The organism is Mesorhizobium sp. M1348 (assembly GCF_040317925.1).
In the GTDB taxonomy this organism is placed as follows: Bacteria; Pseudomonadota; Alphaproteobacteria; order Rhizobiales; family Rhizobiaceae; genus Mesorhizobium.
Window position 1 is genome coordinate 387,854 of sequence record NZ_JAMYLH010000002.1, and the last position, 17,354, is coordinate 405,207.

General features: G+C 62.0%; 15 protein-coding genes. 7 read left to right on the forward strand and 8 right to left on the reverse strand.

Annotation, left to right across the window (positions count from 1 at the left end):
* Nucleotides 1–88 precede the first annotated feature (88 nt).
* Nucleotides 89–793, reverse strand: a complete 705-nt coding sequence (locus tag NKH13_RS05955; protein ID WP_352911234.1) for a glutathione S-transferase family protein — start codon at nucleotides 791–793, stop codon at nucleotides 89–91.
* A gap of 108 nt (nucleotides 794–901) precedes the next feature.
* On the opposite strand from NKH13_RS05955, the gene NKH13_RS05960 reads away from it, so the two are divergent.
* The 3 genes from NKH13_RS05960 (at nucleotide 902) to NKH13_RS05970 (ending at nucleotide 3,293) form a co-directional block, all read left to right on the forward strand.
* Entirely contained in the window at nucleotides 902–1,267 is a 366-nt protein-coding gene (locus NKH13_RS05960; protein ID WP_352911237.1) for a winged helix-turn-helix transcriptional regulator, read from the forward strand.
* 516 nt (nucleotides 1,268–1,783) lie between these two features.
* The gene (locus NKH13_RS05965) at nucleotides 1,784–2,623 is read left to right on the forward strand and encodes a hypothetical protein (protein WP_352911239.1); all 840 of its coding nucleotides are present in this window, start codon (nucleotides 1,784–1,786) and stop codon (nucleotides 2,621–2,623) included.
* Between the two features lie 151 nt (nucleotides 2,624–2,774).
* Nucleotides 2,775–3,293, forward strand: a complete 519-nt coding sequence (locus tag NKH13_RS05970; RefSeq protein ID WP_352911241.1) for a CAP domain-containing protein — start codon at nucleotides 2,775–2,777, stop codon at nucleotides 3,291–3,293.
* Nucleotides 3,294–3,338: 45 nt separating this feature from the next.
* Here NKH13_RS05970 and NKH13_RS05975 read toward each other — a convergent pair whose 3' ends face one another.
* The 5 genes from NKH13_RS05975 to NKH13_RS05995 all read right to left on the reverse strand — a co-directional run bounded on the left by NKH13_RS05975 (nucleotide 3,339) and on the right by NKH13_RS05995 (nucleotide 10,764).
* Complete coding sequence (locus NKH13_RS05975; RefSeq protein WP_352911243.1) at nucleotides 3,339–6,023, reverse strand: EAL domain-containing protein; 2,685 nt, start codon at nucleotides 6,021–6,023, stop codon at nucleotides 3,339–3,341.
* A 173-nt stretch (nucleotides 6,024–6,196) separates the two neighbouring features.
* The gene (locus tag NKH13_RS05980; protein WP_292653931.1) at nucleotides 6,197–7,732 is read right to left on the reverse strand and encodes a DHA2 family efflux MFS transporter permease subunit; all 1,536 of its coding nucleotides are present in this window, start codon (nucleotides 7,730–7,732) and stop codon (nucleotides 6,197–6,199) included.
* Nucleotides 7,733–8,044: 312 nt separating this feature from the next.
* Nucleotides 8,045–9,223 (reverse strand): HlyD family secretion protein, encoded by a 1,179-nt coding sequence (locus NKH13_RS05985; protein WP_352911245.1) that lies wholly within the window; start codon nucleotides 9,221–9,223, stop codon nucleotides 8,045–8,047.
* Complete coding sequence (locus NKH13_RS05990; RefSeq protein ID WP_352911623.1) at nucleotides 9,220–9,699, reverse strand: MarR family winged helix-turn-helix transcriptional regulator; 480 nt, start codon at nucleotides 9,697–9,699, stop codon at nucleotides 9,220–9,222. Before NKH13_RS05990 ends, NKH13_RS05985 begins: the two co-directional genes overlap by 4 nt.
* A gap of 156 nt (nucleotides 9,700–9,855) precedes the next feature.
* A complete protein-coding gene (locus NKH13_RS05995) occupies nucleotides 9,856–10,764 on the reverse strand; it encodes a LysR substrate-binding domain-containing protein (protein ID WP_352911248.1) in 909 nt (302 codons plus the stop codon).
* Nucleotides 10,765–10,914: 150 nt separating this feature from the next.
* Here NKH13_RS05995 and NKH13_RS06000 point away from each other — a divergent pair, with 150 nt between their 5' ends.
* Entirely contained in the window at nucleotides 10,915–12,303 is a 1,389-nt protein-coding gene (locus tag NKH13_RS06000; RefSeq protein WP_352911250.1) for an FAD-binding oxidoreductase, read from the forward strand.
* Between the two features lie 40 nt (nucleotides 12,304–12,343).
* Here the strand turns inward: NKH13_RS06000 and NKH13_RS06005 are convergent, their stop codons facing one another.
* Entirely contained in the window at nucleotides 12,344–13,279 is a 936-nt protein-coding gene (locus NKH13_RS06005; RefSeq protein WP_352911252.1) for a bifunctional helix-turn-helix transcriptional regulator/GNAT family N-acetyltransferase, read from the reverse strand.
* Nucleotides 13,280–13,497: 218 nt separating this feature from the next.
* Between NKH13_RS06005 and groES the strand changes: the two genes are divergently transcribed.
* Together groES and groL are read left to right on the forward strand one after the other, a co-directional pair.
* The gene (gene groES, locus NKH13_RS06010) at nucleotides 13,498–13,794 is read left to right on the forward strand and encodes a co-chaperone GroES (protein WP_006203049.1); all 297 of its coding nucleotides are present in this window, start codon (nucleotides 13,498–13,500) and stop codon (nucleotides 13,792–13,794) included.
* A 62-nt stretch (nucleotides 13,795–13,856) separates the two neighbouring features.
* Nucleotides 13,857–15,512 (forward strand): chaperonin GroEL, encoded by a 1,656-nt coding sequence (gene groL, locus NKH13_RS06015; protein ID WP_352911254.1) that lies wholly within the window; start codon nucleotides 13,857–13,859, stop codon nucleotides 15,510–15,512.
* Between the two features lie 95 nt (nucleotides 15,513–15,607).
* Here groL and NKH13_RS06020 read toward each other — a convergent pair whose 3' ends face one another.
* Nucleotides 15,608–16,207, reverse strand: a complete 600-nt coding sequence (locus NKH13_RS06020; RefSeq protein ID WP_352911257.1) for a TetR/AcrR family transcriptional regulator — start codon at nucleotides 16,205–16,207, stop codon at nucleotides 15,608–15,610.
* A gap of 97 nt (nucleotides 16,208–16,304) precedes the next feature.
* Here NKH13_RS06020 and NKH13_RS06025 point away from each other — a divergent pair, with 97 nt between their 5' ends.
* A complete protein-coding gene (locus NKH13_RS06025; RefSeq protein ID WP_352911260.1) occupies nucleotides 16,305–17,315 on the forward strand; it encodes a zinc-dependent alcohol dehydrogenase family protein in 1,011 nt (336 codons plus the stop codon).
* The last annotated feature ends 39 nt before the right edge of the window (nucleotides 17,316–17,354 follow it).

Below are 17,354 nucleotides of genomic sequence, written 5' to 3' on the forward strand. Positions count from 1 at the left end.
CACTTCAAGAACGGCGATATGATATCCGATCTCGGCACGCTTGTCGCGACCGCCCGCCGCCGGGGGGCCGGGCGGCTGAACGAACAGATTAGGCCGCGAAGCGATCGATCACCTCGGCCAGCGGCACGTGACCGAGGCAAGCGCCGGACCCGGCGGGCTTTTCGCCAGCTTCGACAGCGAGCGCGTATCGCACGGCCGGATCAGCTTCGATGCGGCGGCGTAGCGCCGCCAGCTTGGGATAAGCCGTGCCGTCGACCGCCTGGTGGAACTCCGCCCAGCGCGCCACGCCGATCAACGTGGTATCGGCAAGCGTCAGCCGGCCGCCGACCAGAAAGTCCGTGTCGAGGATCATCGCCTCAAGCTGATCATGGCGGTTGGTAACGACCTTGCGGCCAAAGTCACGCAAGGTTGCCAGCAGCACCGGATCGGCCGACTCCATTTCATATGCAGCCCAGAGCGGGGTGAAAGCGGCGGTGAAACCGGTGTTCACGAAAGCCATCAGCTGATGCATCCGGTCGGCTTCTGGCGAGCGGGGCTCGAAGCTGATACGGCGTTGCGTGTCGCGGGCTTCGAGCCAAGCGGCAATCGCCATGGTCTCGGTGAGCACCCTGCCCTCGTCCGTGATCAGCACCGGCGTTTCCTGACGGCCGTTGATGCTGGCATAGGCATCGTTCTTCATCTCAGTGAGCATGTCGACACGACACAGGCGGTAGGGTTGTCCGACGCGTTCAAATGCAGCGACAAGCCCCATCGAACTTCCCAGCGGGAAGCCGTAAAGGAGGATAGGTTCCATTTCTTTGTCTCTTCCATGATTTAGGGATTACGCTGCGCAGCGAAACTTGACCCTAAACGCTGGTCGCCCCATGTAAATTACGCACTATTCTGTAACCAGGTTCCCGCCATGAAAGATGTCGTCTCTCGCTGCCCGATCGAAGAGACAATGCGTGTGCTCAGCGGTCGCTGGCCCACCTTGCTGCTCTACTATCTCAAGGATGGTACCAAGCGCTTCAGCGACCTGAGGCGTGACAACCCGACAGTGTCGCACCGCATCCTGGCGCTCGAACTGCGCAAGCTGGAGGAAGCCGGGATCGTGCGGCGAACGGCGCATGCCGGCTATCCGCTACGCGTGGATTACGACCTCACGGAGCCCGGGCTCAAGCTTGTGCCGCTCATCGACGCCCTGGGCGACTGGTGGGAACATACCGAGGACGACCGGGCCGGCCGGGCTACATCGACGCCGGAAACGAGTCTGGACACAGCCGCCTAGCCGGTGGTGAAAATCGGACGCTTGCCACCCGAGGCTGGACAGCCGCTTTGGGTCGGATCCGGGCCGAATACCGACATGCACCGGCAGCGCCAGAAGCTCATTGCCGAGCAGATACTCTAACGTCGCATTTTGGGCCGCAAGCGGACTGGCCGCTTTTAGGTCCTTGGACCATCGAGCCGGCCTCAGTTCGGATCTGCCGACGTTGCTTTCGACCGGCCCTGTGACCACGGCGGCTTCCACCGGATCGCCAGAAAAGCGAGGCAAGCGAGGGAAGGCAGCGTCAAGTTCGAGCCAGAGATTAAGAAGAACGGAGCCATCGCCGCATAGGCGTCTGCCTCCGTGGGTATGGACGGATTCACTCATGCGCAATATGAATGACGATGAGGCTGCCGTGGCGCTCACATTTTCGCCGCGTCGCTAAGGCGGGTGGCGCTCGTTCAATGCCGCTGCGCGGGGCGGGTTGGCCTTCTGGTCTAACGCCGCCCGCAGAAGTGTCGATATCAGGGGATCTGGTCAATGACCGACAACAAGCCAGACGTTACCAAGGATTGGCAAGCGACGCAGGGCCAGAAGTCCTCCGCCACGCGTCTTCGCCTTTTCGCCGCACTCTCGTGGATCGTCGCCATTGGCGGCGAGATCTACGGAATTATGCTGCTTCGCCAGAACAAGTTCGACCAGGGACACCTGCCGCTGATCATCGGCCTTCTGGTCGGCATCGCGATTTTCGCAATCGCCGGCAACTTGCTGTGGAAGGCGGCCAACAGGCACGATCCGGCCCGTGCATCCGACGCGGCCAGGTTCTTCTTCCAAAACCAGCTCGGCGCAATCATCACGCTGATTGCCTTCCTCCCGCTGGTTTTCCTGATCCTCACCGACAAAAACATGGATCCGCGGACCAAGAAGATTGCCGGCGGTGTCGGCGCTGCGCTGGCCGTGCTCGCGACGGTCACGGGGATCAGTTTCAAACCCCCGTCGGTCGAACAGTACACCCAGGATATGAACGCATGCGCAGCCCAGATCAAGTCGGGGCAGCCCACCACCGCCTGTTCGCCCGATGTCGCCGTTCAGGCGCAGGCGATCGCGACGGACACCGCCGCGGTGGCGGCGGCGACGAAGAACGCGAGCCACCCCGCCGGTCAGGATGTCGTCTACTGGATCGCGCCCGAAAACGGAGCCGCGAAGTCCGCCGAGCCGCATGTTTTCCACCTCTGCGCAGGCGTGAGTCCGCTGAAGGACAAGACCGTGAATAGTGGCTCCGTGACGGAGGCCTATGCACAGAACGCCATTCGCATCACGAAGCAGATCGATATGGAACAGAAGCAGTGCGGGTTCACCGCCACAACCAGCACCAACTGAACCCGCCTGCGCTCGCCCCCGCACTAGCGCCTTGGATCAGTGGGGGCGTCGTCAGCGGAGCTCGGCCCTTTTGTTGCGCTGCGGGTCGGCTTGCGCGAGATTCTGGTCCCCTGCCCGGCAAAAGCCATGATCACCGCTATGTCAGGCGGGAATGACCGTTGCGAAAATCGAAAATGATGAAGGCAAACCTGGCCTAAACAGGCGCATGCTGCTCAGAGCTGCCGGCCTTGGCGCCGTTGCCGGGCTCGTCGCCTGCGCCACCGCCGTGCTGCCCACCGGTGAAGGCGCCGGTGTCTCTGCTTCCGCCGCCGGCACCCTGACCGGCATTCGAGCCTCAGCCGGTCTTGGACCGCTTGTCCCCGATGCGCGGCTCGAGCAGGCGGCGCTGCAGCAGGCCGGCTACATGGCGCGCGGCGGCCGAATGAACCACACCACCGGCTGGGGCAAGGACTTTGCCTCGCGCGTCAAAGACAACGGCATTGCCGGCGCTGCTGCCGAAAACATAGCCGAAGGCCGCTTCGACCAGCAGAAGCTTTTCGATATCTGGGTACATTCGCCAGGCCACCGCCGCAACATGCTCGACCCGCGCTTCACCCGCTTCGGCCTCGCTTATGTACGCGACGGCCGCGACAGCACGCTTCGCTACTGGTGCCTTGTGCTCGGTAGATAAGCTTGCGCCATTGATCGGCGGAGGCCCTGCCGGACGACCGACCCGTCAGTCTTTGCGGCCGCCGAGCAATTCCTCGATGTCCTGCGCGCAAACCGGTTTGCTGAAATGATAGCCCTGCATTTCGTCGCAATTGTTCCTGCGCAGGAAGGCAACCTGATCATCTGTCTCAACGCCCTCGGCGATGACCCTCAGGTTGAGATTTTGCCCCAATGAAATCACCGCGCTGGCCACAGCCTGGTCGTTCTCGTCGGCGGCAAGATCGTTGATGAAGGACTTGTCGATCTTCAGCCGCGCCACGGGAAAGGTCTTGAGTGCGCTGAGGCTAGAATAGCCTGTGCCGAAATCATCGATTGAGATCTGGACACCCAGGCTTTGCAGGGCGTTCATGGTCGCGACGGCGAGCTCGATATCCTGCATGATAAGGCTCTCGGTCACCTCCAGCTCGAGATACCTGGCCTCCAGGCCGCTGTCCTTCAGCGCGCTGACGATGCGATCGATCAGGTTGCGTTCCCTGAATTGCCGCGGCGACACATTCACGCAAACGGTCAAGGGCGGCAGCCCTGCGTCTTGCCAGGCTTTGTTCTGCCGGCACGCCTCATTCAGAACCCAGTCGCCGATCGGTACGATCAGACCTGTCTCCTCGGCGGTCGGGATGAACATCGTCGGCATTACCGTGCCAAGCGTTGGATGGTTCCAGCGTATCAATGCCTCGACCGCAAAAACCCGACCTGATCGAAGGTCCACCTGCGGCTGGTAGAGCAGCGTGAATTCCGAACGCGCCAAGGCGTTTCGCAACTCTTCCTGAAGCACGAATTTTTCATGCGCCCTGGTGTTGAACTCGGGAGCGTAAAACTGGAAATTGTCGCGGCCGAACTCCTTGGCGCGATACATCGCCGCGTCGGCATTTGCCAGCAGCGTATCGGGATCCGTCCCATCCTTGGGATAGTTGGCAATGCCGATGCTGGCCGTCGCCCGTACAAGATGCGCTCCGAGCTGAACTGGCTCGGCGAGTGCAGCCCTGAGCTTTTGCAAGGTCTCGGAGACGAGATCGACGTTCGCCGGCTGGTCGAAAAGCACGACGACGAATTCGTCGCCGCCAAGCCGCACGACGGTATCGGTCGCCCGGACGCAGTCGACCATGCGACTTGCGACGATCTTCAGAAGCTCGTCGCCGGCATTGTGGCCGAGCGTGTCGTTGACGAATTTGAAATTGTCCAGATCGATGAACACCACCGTCACCCAGCGATCGTATCGCTGGGCGTACAAGACGGCCTGCGAAAGCCGGTCCTCGAGCAAGGCGCGATTGGGAAGCCCGGTCAGCACGTCATGATTGGCCATGAAGTGGATCCGGTCTTCGGCCTGTTTGCGTTCGATGGCGATCCCGGCGATGCGCGTGGTGAAATCGATCAGGCGGGTCTCGGCCTCGGTCGGTTCGCGCACCGTCATCGAATACATCGCAAAGACGCCAAGCACGACGCCCTGATGCGACAGGATCGGGGTCGACCAGCATGAACGCAAACCGTGCGGCCGCACGAGTTCGCGATAATCCTGCCAAAGCGGATCCTGCATGATGTCAGCGACGATCACCGGTTCGCGCCGATAGACTGCGGTTCCGCAAGACCCTGCCTTGGGTCCGACCGCGGCGCCGTCGACGGCGTCGGTGTAGTCTCTCGCCAGGCTCGGCGCAGCGGCGTGGCGCAAATGGGTGCCATCCTTGTCGAGCAGCAAGACCGAACCGAATATCCCCGCCAGTTGGGATTCGACCAGATGCATGAGCCGCTCGAGCACGTCGTCGAGGGGAGCACTCTTTGCGATCATCTCGAGGATATGCGCCTGCCCGTCGCGCAGGATTTCGGCCTGCTTGCGCGCAGTGATGTCGCGGGCAATGCCGACGAGGCCAAAAATGTTGTTTTGAACGTTGCGCAACGGCAGTTTCGTAGACAGGAACCATTTGCCGGTGCCTGACGCATCGACGACGAACTCCTCCTCGTCGATCATCGGTTGTCCATCGCGCATCAGTTGCTGCTCGATGAGGCGAAATTTCTGCGCAAGTTCCGGCGCATGAAGGTCGAAGTCGCTCAGACCGATCATGTCGCTCGTGCTGTCTCGACCGCTGTCGGACGCAATGGCTCGGTTGGCGACGACGAAGCGGCTTTCGGTGTCCTTCACCCACATGTAGTCAGGCACCAGGTCGATCAGCGTCTGCAACGAGATACGCTCGTCGACGACCAAGCGGTTGGCGCTGAGCTCGCTGATGTCCTCGTGCGTGGCCACCCAGCCGCCGTCGGGCATCGGCTGGTGGCAAACCTGAATTGTCCGGCCGTCGGCGAGCACGGCTGACCAGTTTCTCGAAGCCGTGCCGGAATTGACTGCCCGGGCCAACGGCAGATAGGCGTCCGCTTTCATCGGCGAGGTCCCGACAGCGACGCGACGTTCGACGATTTCGCGCAGAGCCAGGCCCGGCTGCAACTGCTCCGGCGCAAGGCGATAGATTTCCGCATAGCGGCGGTTGCACAGGATCAGCCGTTCATCGGCGTCAAAAAAGCAGATGCCTTGCGAGATGTTCTCGATCGCGGTCTGGAACCGCAGTGCCTGGTCCTGAAGTGCCGCAATCGTGGCGCGAAGCTCGCGCTCGAGGGCCTCATATGAGGCAGTCGCCAGTTGTGCCAGAGTCGTCAAATTGGCGGATTCGGGCGCTTCGGCGGTTTGCCTGGATGATTTCGTGGCCAAACACAATTCCTCCCGCTGATGCTTGAGGCAAGCAAAGGAGGCTCGCCTTTAACCCAAAAGCGACTGCATATTGGTCCGGATATACTAATGGCAGGTGAACCGGCTCAATGCCGACGCGACCGGTACAGGCAACGGAGCCTCGAGCCGGTCGCGGTTGCGGTAAGCCCTGAGGCTTAGTCCATGTGCGCGGCAGGCGCCCCACCGGCGGGCGGCGCAGCCTTTGGCTTGCGCAGCAGGAAAACAAACGGGACGGCAAGCAGTGTCATCATCATCAGCAGCTTGAAGTCATTGACGTAGGAGATCATCATCGCCTGTATGTTTACCATGCGATCCATCAGCGACAGCGCCGTCGGATCGCCGCCCGCCGCTGCCGGCGACGCCGCCCAGAGGTTGGGATTGAACGGATTGACATAGGCCGAGAGCTCCGCGTGGTTGATTTGCGTGTTACGCACCAGCAGAACCGTCACCACCGACACGCCGATCGACGAGCCAAGATTGCGCACCAGGCTGAACAACGCCGTTGCATCGGTGCGGAAGCGTGCGTCGAGCGTGGCGAAGGCCACGGTGGACAGCGGCACGAACACCATTCCCATTCCAAGGCCCTGGATGACGCCGGAGCTGAGGATAAGCCAGTTGTCCATCTGCGGCGAAAAGCTCGACATCGTGTAGAGCGATTGCGCGGTCAGCAGGAAGCCGATGACGACGAGGATTCTGGCATCGATCCTGTGCATGATCCGCCCGACGAACAGCATCGCAATCATCGTGCCGACACCGCGCGGCCCCAGGACGATGCCGATGGTGAGGGTCGGATAGCCGAAGATGGTCGACAGCATTGGCGGCAGCAGCGACATGCTCGCCAAGATGAGCACGCCCATGACAAAGATGAACGCCAGCCCGGTGACGAAATTGCGATCGAGGAAGATCTTCGGGTCGATAAAGGGGTGCTCCGCCGTTAACGTATGTATGGTAAATACCCAGAAGCCGGTGATGGAAAGACCAAGCTCGATCCATATCTCGATCGAGGAAAACCAGTCGACCTCGCCGCCGCGATCGAGCATCAGCTGCAGCGCGCCGACACCGAGCGAGAGCATGGTGAAGCCGAAGAAATCGAAGCTGCGCACCCGCCGGGCGACGCTGGGAAGATATGCGGCCATGCCGAGGAAGGCGATGATGCCGACCGGCAGGTTGATGAAGAACACCCAGCGCCAGTTGAAATTCTCGGTCAGCCAGCCACCCAGCGTCGGGCCAAGGATCGGTCCCAGCATGATGCCGGCGCCCCAGATGGCCATTGCCTGGCCGTGGCGTTCCCTGGGGTTGATGTCGAGCAGGAAGGTCTGCGACAGAGGCACGATGGCCGCGCCGAACACGCCTTGCATCAGCCGGAAGAGAACGATGGTCTCCAGGCTCCAGGCGATGCCGCACAGCATGGAGAAGACCGTGAAGCCGACCACGGCCGTCAGGAACAGCTCCTTGCGGCCGAAGCGATCGGCCAGCCAGCCGGTCACCGGCGTCATGATCGCGGCGGCAACGATGTAGGAGGTCAGCACCCAGTTGATGTTGTCGGGGGAGGCGCCGAGATCGCCGGTCATGGTCGGCAGCGCAACGTTGGCGATCGTCGTGTCGAGCGCCTGCATGATCGTCGCCAGCATGAGCGCAACTGTGATCAGGCCGCGGTGCGGTACTTCGCGAAAGGGTTCTGGGCTGCTCATGACGTAAAACTTCCAGCAGGTAACAAAAACGTGTACATTAGGTTTCCGGACGGCGAGGCCCTCGCTGTAGAGAGACCCTCATCGCGGTGGGACGCGAGCATCGATGTGGGGGATACATCGACTGAGCGTCTCGACAAAGCGGGCGCCTGCCGCCCGGAAACCTGAGGACCGAAGATCCTGAGCGGAGTTGTCTGCTCAGGGAGGCTAGAGTGCAGCCCGTCTACGCATTCAATTTTTCCTGCGCCTCCCTCGGACCAATCCTGTCACCTGCATCCATCTCGCTGTTTGCTATGCGGCCGCTGTTAGGCCTCCTTACTTGGCCTCGCCTGCCGTGGCGCGGCGGAAAATGCTCGGCAGCCCGCGGGAAACGCCGGTGTCCACCGTGACGGTCGCGCTCATGCCGGTGCGCAGCGCCATCTTGGCGTCGGCATCGGCCAATTCCAGGCGGACCGGAATGCGCTGCGTGACCTTGACCCAGTTGCCGGTGGCGTTCTGCGCGGGCAGCAGCGAGAACTCGGCCCCGGTGCCGGCGCCGATCGCCTTGACGGTGGCTTCGAACGTCTTGCCCGGATAGGTGTCGACCACGATTTCGGCCTTCTGGCCCGGCTTCATGTTTGTGAGCTGGGTTTCCTTGAAATTGGCGTCGACCCAAGTGTCGCCGGTCTCGACCAGCGAAAACAGCGGCGTGCCCGAACCGACATACTGGCCGACCTTGAACGAAGCGGCCTGGCTGACGATGCCGTCGGCAGGCGCCTTGACCGTGGTCTGGACCAGATCGTAGGCCGCCTTGTCGCGTGCGGCGAGCGCCGCCATTACCGTTGGATGCTTGTCGGTCTCGATGTCGGGATTGCCGCCAAGTGCCGCCTTGGCGCTGACGATCCCTTGCTGGGCCACGGCCAGTTGCTGCTTGGCCTTGTCGAGGTCGTTCTTGGCCTCGTCCAGCGACGACTTGGCGTTGATGCCCTTGTGGGCAAGGTCGGCGGCGCGGTCATATTGCGACTGCGCGTACTGGACCTGGCTTTCGTCGGACTTCTCCTGCGCCAGCGCCTGGCTATGGGCCGCACGCAGCTGCTCGACATTGAGCCGCGCGCCCGCCACCGCCGCGTCGGCTTGGGCCAACGCGATCCGGTAGGGCTCGGGATCGATGGCGAACAACACGTCGCCCTGCTTGACAGACTGGTTGTCGAAAATGTCGACCTGAACAATGCGGCCCGCCGCATCGGCGGCTATCGACACCTTGGCCTGCTGCAGATTGGCGTTTTCGGTCTCCTGATAGCGGCCGCCGGTCACCCAGACATAGCTGCCGCCGGCGATCAACGCAGCGGGCAGCACAAACATCAAAAGGAAGCGGCCGGCACGACGCTTCTTCTTCGGCGCCACCGGCGCCGGAGCTACCTGCGCAGCGACCGTTACCGGAGCTGCCGCCGGCTTCGCGGGAGCTTCCATCTCCAGCTTGGCCGCATTCTCATCTACTTTGGCTACCGCGTTCATGCTGCTGCGCCTTCCGTATTCTTCACTTTTTCCGAGGGCGGCGTGTCACCATCTGCAAGATTCTGCACCATTGTCTCCAGCGCCTTGACCAGGACGCGGCGATCTTCCGGCGAAACGCCAACGAGCGATTCCTCATAAACCTCGCCGGCAAGGCTCTTGACGTGGGCGTAGGCCGCGTTCGCCTTGGCGGTCGGGAAAATCATGCGCACCCGCCTGTCGGTTGCGTCCGGACGGCGCTCGATCCAGCCGCCCTCCTCCATGCGATCGACAAGACGCGAGACGCTGATCGGCTCGATTTCCAGAAGCTCGGCAAGCCGCGCCTGCGCGACACCCGCCTCCTTGGCGACGCGGACCAGAAGCCGCCATTGCGCCGAAGAAAGGCCAAAACCGCTGGCGCGCGCCTCGAAGCGCTTGCGCATCAGGCGCTGCACGTCGTGGATCAAAAAGCCCAATCTGTCGATGCCATCGGAAACCATGAGCGACATATATAATAAGCGTGCTCATAATTCAAGGAGCCGGATTATGCCAGAAGCCGGCAAGTGTGCATGGCAGTCAGTGCAGGGCGATCGTGGTTAGCAATTTATCACCCCGGGCGCTTGTGACGAGTATGCAGAAGATCGGCGTTCAGATGCTCAGACTATCGATCTCATCCAGGCGGAAAAGGCTTCGACATGCGCTTGTCGGGGGTGATTGGCTACGCAGGCAAGGTAAAAGCCATAGCCTGGCAGAGAGAGATCATGTGCCTTGACCAGCCTGCCAGCCTCGAGTTCGCCACTGACGACCACATCGCTGCAGATAGCGATGCCTTGGCCTGCCGCTACCGCGTCAATCGCGTGCAGCTCTTCGCGGAAACTTAAGTCCCATGCCTGGTTGGCATTGGGGATGCTGGGATCGATCGAGCGTGCGATCGCCAGCCATCGCTGCCAAGTCGGCGCTTCCGGGTCGCGGTTCGTCCAATTGAAATGGATGAGCGGGTATTGCAGCAGATCGGCGGCGCGCTCGATCTGTCGGTCGCCTCCTGCGAACAGCTCCGGGCTGCATACCGGAAAGAATGCGTCCCGAAAAATTTCCTGCGCGGGAACATCGCGCGGCATCCTGCGCGCATAGCGGATCGCGACGTCGGCGTCACCGCCTCGCAGGTCGAGAACGGCGTCTGTCCCGATGATCTCCAGTGGAATGTTCGGATGCTGTTCGCGCCACTTCGACAGGCGCGGAACCAGCCATCGGCTGGCAAATGCATTTGGGCTCGTCACGCGCAACGGGCGTTGGCCAACACCGGCCGAGGCTGATGCTATTGCCGCAGCGAAAGCGTCGAAGCCGCTGCAAATTACCGGAAATAGCCGTTCGCCCACGCCTGTGAGCACCAGCGGTCGTGGGCGCCGCCGGAACAGCAGTTGCCCACAGACCTCCTCCAGCAATCGAATCTGGTGGCTGATGGCCGTTGGCGTCACTCCGAGTTCCGTCGCGGCCTTCCTGAAGCTCATCAGCCTGGCAGCGGCTTCGAAGGCGCGAAGCGACCCGAGCGGCGGAAGTTTTCTCATCCAGGCAGCTTAGATGAATTTAGCTCATCCAGCGACTGAGATATTCGATTTTGCAGCGAATGGCGTCGCATGAGATCATTATGATCCGACACATGTCGGTGAACGAAAGCGGCCTGTCCAACCGTGCCAGATCACGAAGGGTATCCCTCGATGAGCATGTTCAAGCTTATAGACGGTTCCGAGCCGACGTTGCAGGCGCCAGATATCGCCCGGCTCAGGCAGGCGATTCGCGGCGATCTGATCCTTCCGGACGACCCTGGCTATGACCAGGCGCGCAGAGTTTGGAATGGCATGGTCGATAAGAGGCCGGCGGCTGTCTTCTATTGCGCCGAATCCAGCGATGTCGTCACGGCCGTCAACTTCGCCCGATCGCAAGGCTTCCTCGTCGCCGTCCGCGGCGGTGGTCATAACGTCGCCGGCAGTTCGGTATGCGACGGCGGCGTGGTGATCGATGTGTCACGCATGAAGCGGATCGAAGTCGACCCGATCCGCCGTGTTGCGCGCGCAGAAGCTGGCTTGAACCTGGGCGAGTTCGACGCAGCCACACAGGTCCATGGTCTTGCGACGACCATGGGTGTCAACGCGGATACCGGCATAGCCGGACTGACACTCGGCGGCGGTTTCGGCAAGCTTGGCCGCAAACATGGACTGAGCTGCGACAACCTTGTCGCTGTCGAAATCGTGACGGCGGACGGCCGGTTGCTCACGGCAAACGCGGCCGAAAATGCAGATTTGTTCTGGGGCATTCGGGGCGGCGGCGGCAATTTCGGAATAGTCACGACTTTCGAATACAAGCTCCATCCCGTGGGTCCGCTCCTCATCGCGGGATCGATGCTATACCGCTACGAAGAGGCACGCGAAGCGATGCGGTTCTACCGTGCGTTCTCGAGCGGCGCCCCAGATGAGCTGAGCCTGGATGCAGCACTTGTCACGGCGCCCTCGGGCGAGCGCTTCTTCAGCATATCGGCGTGCTACATCGGCCCGCTCGACGAGGGCCAGCAAATCATTCAACCTCTGAGAGAGTATGGTCGGCCGGTTGAGCGCCAGATTGCTCCTGTCCCCTATCTTCAAATCCAATCGGCCGGGGACAGCCTCTTTCCGCGCGGGCGGCGCTACTACTGGAAGGCGCAGTTCATGCGCGAAATCACAGATCAGGCGATCGATACCATGCTTGCGGCTTACATGACTGCACCCAGCGAATCGCTTCTGGTCCTGCAGCAGGTTGGCGGCGCCATCTCGCGAGTACCGATGGACGGAACGCCCTACGCCAACCGGGATGCACTTTACGATTGCTTCCCGATATCGATCTGGGACAATCCGTCTGACGACGAAACGCACATCCGATGGGCGCGTGACCTGTGGGATGCAATGAGACCGTTCTCGACCGGCGGCGTCTATGCCAACAATCTCGGCGAAGAGGGCACTGATCGGGTTCTGGCAGCTTACGGCGAGAATTATCCGAGGTTGGCCGCACTAAAAAACAAGTATGATCCTACCAATTTCTTTCGCTTGAACCAAAACATTAAGCCAACAACCTGAGCGACCGCCGCAGGCCGATGCCCGGAATTCTGTAGCGCTGCTACAACTCCAAATTCCAGTTCTGGCCGACCAGATCCTTGCCGAAGGAATGATGGCGCTCCTCGTTGGACAATTTAAAGCCCGCAGCCTCATAGATGTGGCGGGCGGCGGCGAGCACGTCGTTGGTCCACAGCGTCAGTGTCCTGTAATCCTTGGCGCGGCAAAAGCCGACACATTCCTCGACCAGCCGCTTGCCGATGCCGAGGCCGCGCGCCGACGGCTCGACATAGAGCAGGCGCAACTTCGCCACCTCGTCCGACTGGCGCACGACGAAGACCGAGCCGACGACCTCCGCTTCCCGCTCGGCGATCCAGCTGCGTTCCCATTTCGGATCGAAGGATTTGACGAAGGCACCGAGGATTTCGGCGACCAGCGCTTCATAGGTTTCGTCCCAGCCATATTCCTGCGCGTAGAGCAGGCCCTGGCGATGAATAATCCAGCCGATGTCGCCGACTTGCAGAGGCCGCAGCATATAGGGAATTTTGGGCTCGGCGCTTCCGCCCAGCAAACGCTGCACCGTCTGCATGGCCTTGACCAGCCTGTCCTGTTCGGCAACCGAAAGCCGTTCGAGCAAAGCCGCGACCTGGTCGTGCGAACCCTGGTTCAGCGGAGCGAAGGCCTGCCGCCCGGCCTTGGTCAGCGCGATCGACGAGCGCCGCGCATCCGCCTCGATCGTGGCGCGCTCGACCAGATCACGCTCCTCGAACTTCTTCAGCAGCCGGCTGAGATAACCGGCATCGAGGCCGAGGTCGCGCCCAAGATCCGTGGCGGTCAGGCCATCGCGATGCGCCAGCTCATAGAGCACCCGCGCCTCGGTCAGCGAGAAGGTGGTTTTCAGCAGCCCTTCGTCGAGCAGCCCGATCTGGCGGGTATAGAAGCGGTTGAAGGCCCGCACCGCGTCGACCTGCTCGTTGCCTGGGTGATGATGAATGGTCATGGCATCCTCCTCCCGGCAAGATCAGCCATTTAGTTGACTTAGTCAAGGATCCTGTTTGAAGCAATTGTCCTGATGATGCTCACCGGGCGCCTTGACTCGCGCGAGTTGCCAGCCTATTTCAGCGCCACGTTAGCACTCCTCCAAGATGAGTGCTAACCACATGTCCGGCGCCGCCGGACGGAGGAACTGTTCTCACCATTCTCATCGAGGAATAAAAAATGGCAAAGTCGAAGTTCCGCCCGCTTCATGACCGCGTGGTCGTTCGTCGGGTCGAATCCGAATCCAAGACCGCGGGCGGGATCATCATCCCCGATACGGCTAAGGAAAAGCCGCAGGAAGGCGAGATCATCGCCGTCGGTTCCGGCGCCCGCGACGAAGCCGGCAAGCTCGTCCCGCTGGACGTCAAGGCCGGCGACCGCATCCTGTTCGGCAAGTGGTCGGGCACCGAAGTCAAGCTCAATGGCGAAGACCTTCTGATCATGAAGGAATCCGACATCATGGGCATCATCGGCTGAATATCGGCCACACCCTCACTTAAATCTTCGGGCTCAATTCAAGCCCCTGCCAGGAGCTAAAAATGGCTGCCAAAGACGTAAAATTCTCCCGCGACGCTCGTGAGCGCATGCTGCGCGGCGTCAACATCCTCGCCGACGCAGTGAAGGTCACGCTCGGCCCCAAGGGCCGCAACGTCGTCATCGACAAGTCGTTCGGCGCACCGCGCATCACCAAGGACGGCGTCACCGTCGCCAAGGAAATCGAGCTTGAGGACAAGTTCGAAAACATGGGCGCGCAGATGGTCCGCGAAGTTGCTTCGAAGACCAACGACATCGCCGGCGACGGCACCACGACCGCGACCGTTCTGGCACAGTCGATCGTCCAGGAAGGCCACAAGGCGGTTGCCGCCGGCATGAACCCGATGGACCTCAAGCGCGGCATCGACCTCGCCGTCGCCGACGTGGTCGCGACGCTGATCAAGAACGCCAAGAAGATCAAGACCTCGGAAGAGGTTGCCCAGGTCGGTACCATTGCCGGCAATGGCGATGTTTCGGTCGGCTCGATGATCGCGGAAGCGATGCAGAAGGTCGGCAATGAAGGCGTCATCACCGTCGAGGAAGCCAAGACCGCCGAGACCGAGCTCGAAGTCGTCGAAGGCATGCAGTTCGACCGCGGCTATCTCTCGCCCTACTTCGTCACCAACGCCGAGAAGATGGTTGCGGATCTGGAAGACGCCTACATTCTTCTCCACGAGAAGAAGCTCTCCAACCTGCAGGCCATGCTGCCGATCCTCGAGGCTGTCGTGCAGACCTCGAAGCCGCTGGTCATCATTTCGGAAGACGTCGAAGGCGAGGCCCTGGCCACGCTCGTCGTCAACAAGCTGCGTGGCGGCCTGAAGATCGCCGCCGTCAAGGCGCCGGGCTTCGGCGATCGCCGCAAGGCCATGCTGGAAGACATCGCCATCCTCACCGGTGGCCAGGTCATCTCCGAAGACCTCGGCATCAAGCTCGAGAATGTCGGCCTGAACATGCTCGGCCGCGCCAAGAAGGTGTCGATCTCCAAGGAGAACACCACCATCGTCGACGGCGCCGGCAAGAAGGCCGAGATCCAGGGCCGCGTCGCCCAGATCAAGCAGCAGATCGAAGAGACCACCTCGGACTACGACAAGGAGAAGCTGCAGGAACGTCTCGCCAAGCTGGCGGGAGGCGTTGCCGTCATCCGCGTCGGCGGTGCGACCGAAGTGGAAGTCAAGGAAAAGAAGGATCGCGTCGATGACGCCCTCAACGCGACCCGCGCGGCCGTCGAAGAAGGCATCGTTCCCGGCGGCGGCGTCGCACTGCTGCGCGCTTCGCTGACCATCAAGGCAACCGGTGCCAACTCCGACCAGACCGCGGGCATCGCCATCGTGCGTCGCGCGCTGCAGGCTCCGGCCCGCCAGATCGCGTCCAACGCCGGTGCGGAAGCATCGATCGTTGCCGGCAAGATCCTCGAGAACAAGGGCGCGACCTTCGGCTACAACGCCCAGACCGGCGAATATGGCGACATGATCACCATGGGTATCGTCGATCCGGTCAAGGTTGTGCGCACGGCTCTGCAGGACGCGGCCTCGGTCGCTGGCCTGCTGGTCACCACCGAAGCCATGATCGCTGAGGCTCCGAAGAAGGAGTCGGCTGGCGGCGGCATGCCTGGCGGCATGGGCGGCGGCGGCATGGGCGGCATGGGTGGTATGGATTTCTAATCCAAGCAATCCATCAAGTCTTCAGATACGGAAAGGGCGACCGAGAGGTCGCCCTTTCTGCTTTGAGAGCAAGCCGCTAAGCTCAAACAGCGGCGTCAATGCACCGCGGCAGCGGCGCCCTTAGCCAGCAATGCCCCCTCAATCAGCGCGGCGACCTCATCGGCTACCGCCAGCACCGGGGCGCGGTCGTGGGTGGCGCGCGCGATCACCATCAGCCCTTCCAGCGATGATTCGACCAGCAGCGCCAGCGCATGCGCGCGGCGCTCGGGCACCCCAGCCCTGACGAAGGCGGCCCCGAGCAGGCCTATCCATTGCTCGAAAGCCGACCGGCACAACTCGGCCAGTTGCGGCATGTCGTTCGGCGAGTCCAACACCACGGGCGCGATCGGGCAACCGAGCGTGAACTGATTGTCTTCCAGCATGCGCGCGACCGACTGGTAGATGTGGTGGACAGCCACCGCCGGGTCCTTTTCGGCAGCGAGCGCGGCGTCTAGCCTCTGCGTCACATCGGCGACGCTGTCGCGCGTCACCTCGATGACCAGCTGATCCTTGCCGCCCGGAAAGTGAAAGTAGAGCGAGCCTCTCGGTGCAGCGGAGGCGCTCAAGATGTCGCTGAGCGACGTGCCGTGGTAGCCGCGCTGCCTAAGCAGCAGCGCCGTCGTCTCGAGTATGCGGGTGCGGGTGTCGTTCGCCATGTCAACCTCTGCCAGGAGTGAGCATTATAGGCCTTGCCTCGAATATGACAACCGGTCTACATAATATGTAGATCAGTCTACATATAGAGAGAAGCAGATGCGCAGTTATCGCCTTGAAGGAACGAGCGGGACCAAGGGCCTGGTGATGCGCGACGAGGCGCAGCCGACGCCGAAGCCGCACGAGATCGTCGTGCGTGTCCGCGCCACCTCGCTCAACCGCCGCGATACGATGATCCTCAACGGCACCTATCCGCTGGCGCCGCGCCAAGGCGTTATCCCGCTGAGCGACGGTTCCGGCGAAGTCGTTGCCCTCGGCGAGGCCGTCACCCGCTTTGCCGTAGGCGACCGCGTCACCGGCAGTTATTTTGCGCGCTGGATCGATGGCCGCATCAATGCCGGTCTTATCGACCAACTTGGCTGCACGCTGGACGGGATGCTGGCTGAATACGCCGTGCTCGACGAGCAATGGGCGGTGCCGCTTCCCGATCATCTCGACTGGCATCAAGCGGCGACGCTGACCTGCGCCGGCCTGACCGCCTGGAATGCCGTGACGGCGGCCGAGATGCCGAAGCCCGGCCAATGGGTTCTTGTCATCGGTTCAGGTGGCGTCGCGCTGTTTGCGCTGCAATTCGCCAAGCTGCTCGGCTGCCGTGTCGTGGCCGTCACCTCGCGCAACGAGAAGCTGAACCGGCTGCGGGCGCTCGGCGCCGACCTCGTCGTCTCGACAGCCGGCATGCCGGAATGGGGTGCTGCGGTGAGCGAGCAGACCGGCGGCATCGACCTCGTCGTCGAGACCGGCGGCCCGCCGACCTTCGCACAATCGATGATCGCCTGCGCCCTTTACGGGCGCATCGTGCTTCTCACCATACAGGATGCGAAAGGCGGGACCGTGCAGATCCCCGGCCCGGTCTACCAGCGCAGCCTCGCCACCATCAGCCGCCTGTTCGTCGGCAATCGCACCAACCTCGAAGCCATGCTGCGCGCCATCTCGGTGCATCGGCTCAAGCCCGTCATCGACAAGGTGTTCGCCTTCGACGAGGCCAACGACGCCTACCGCTATTTCCAGCAAGGCGACGTCTTCGGAAAAGTGGTCGTCGACGGCGCCTGACTGGTTCGCCCCCAAAAAACTGATCAACCCTCAAACTAA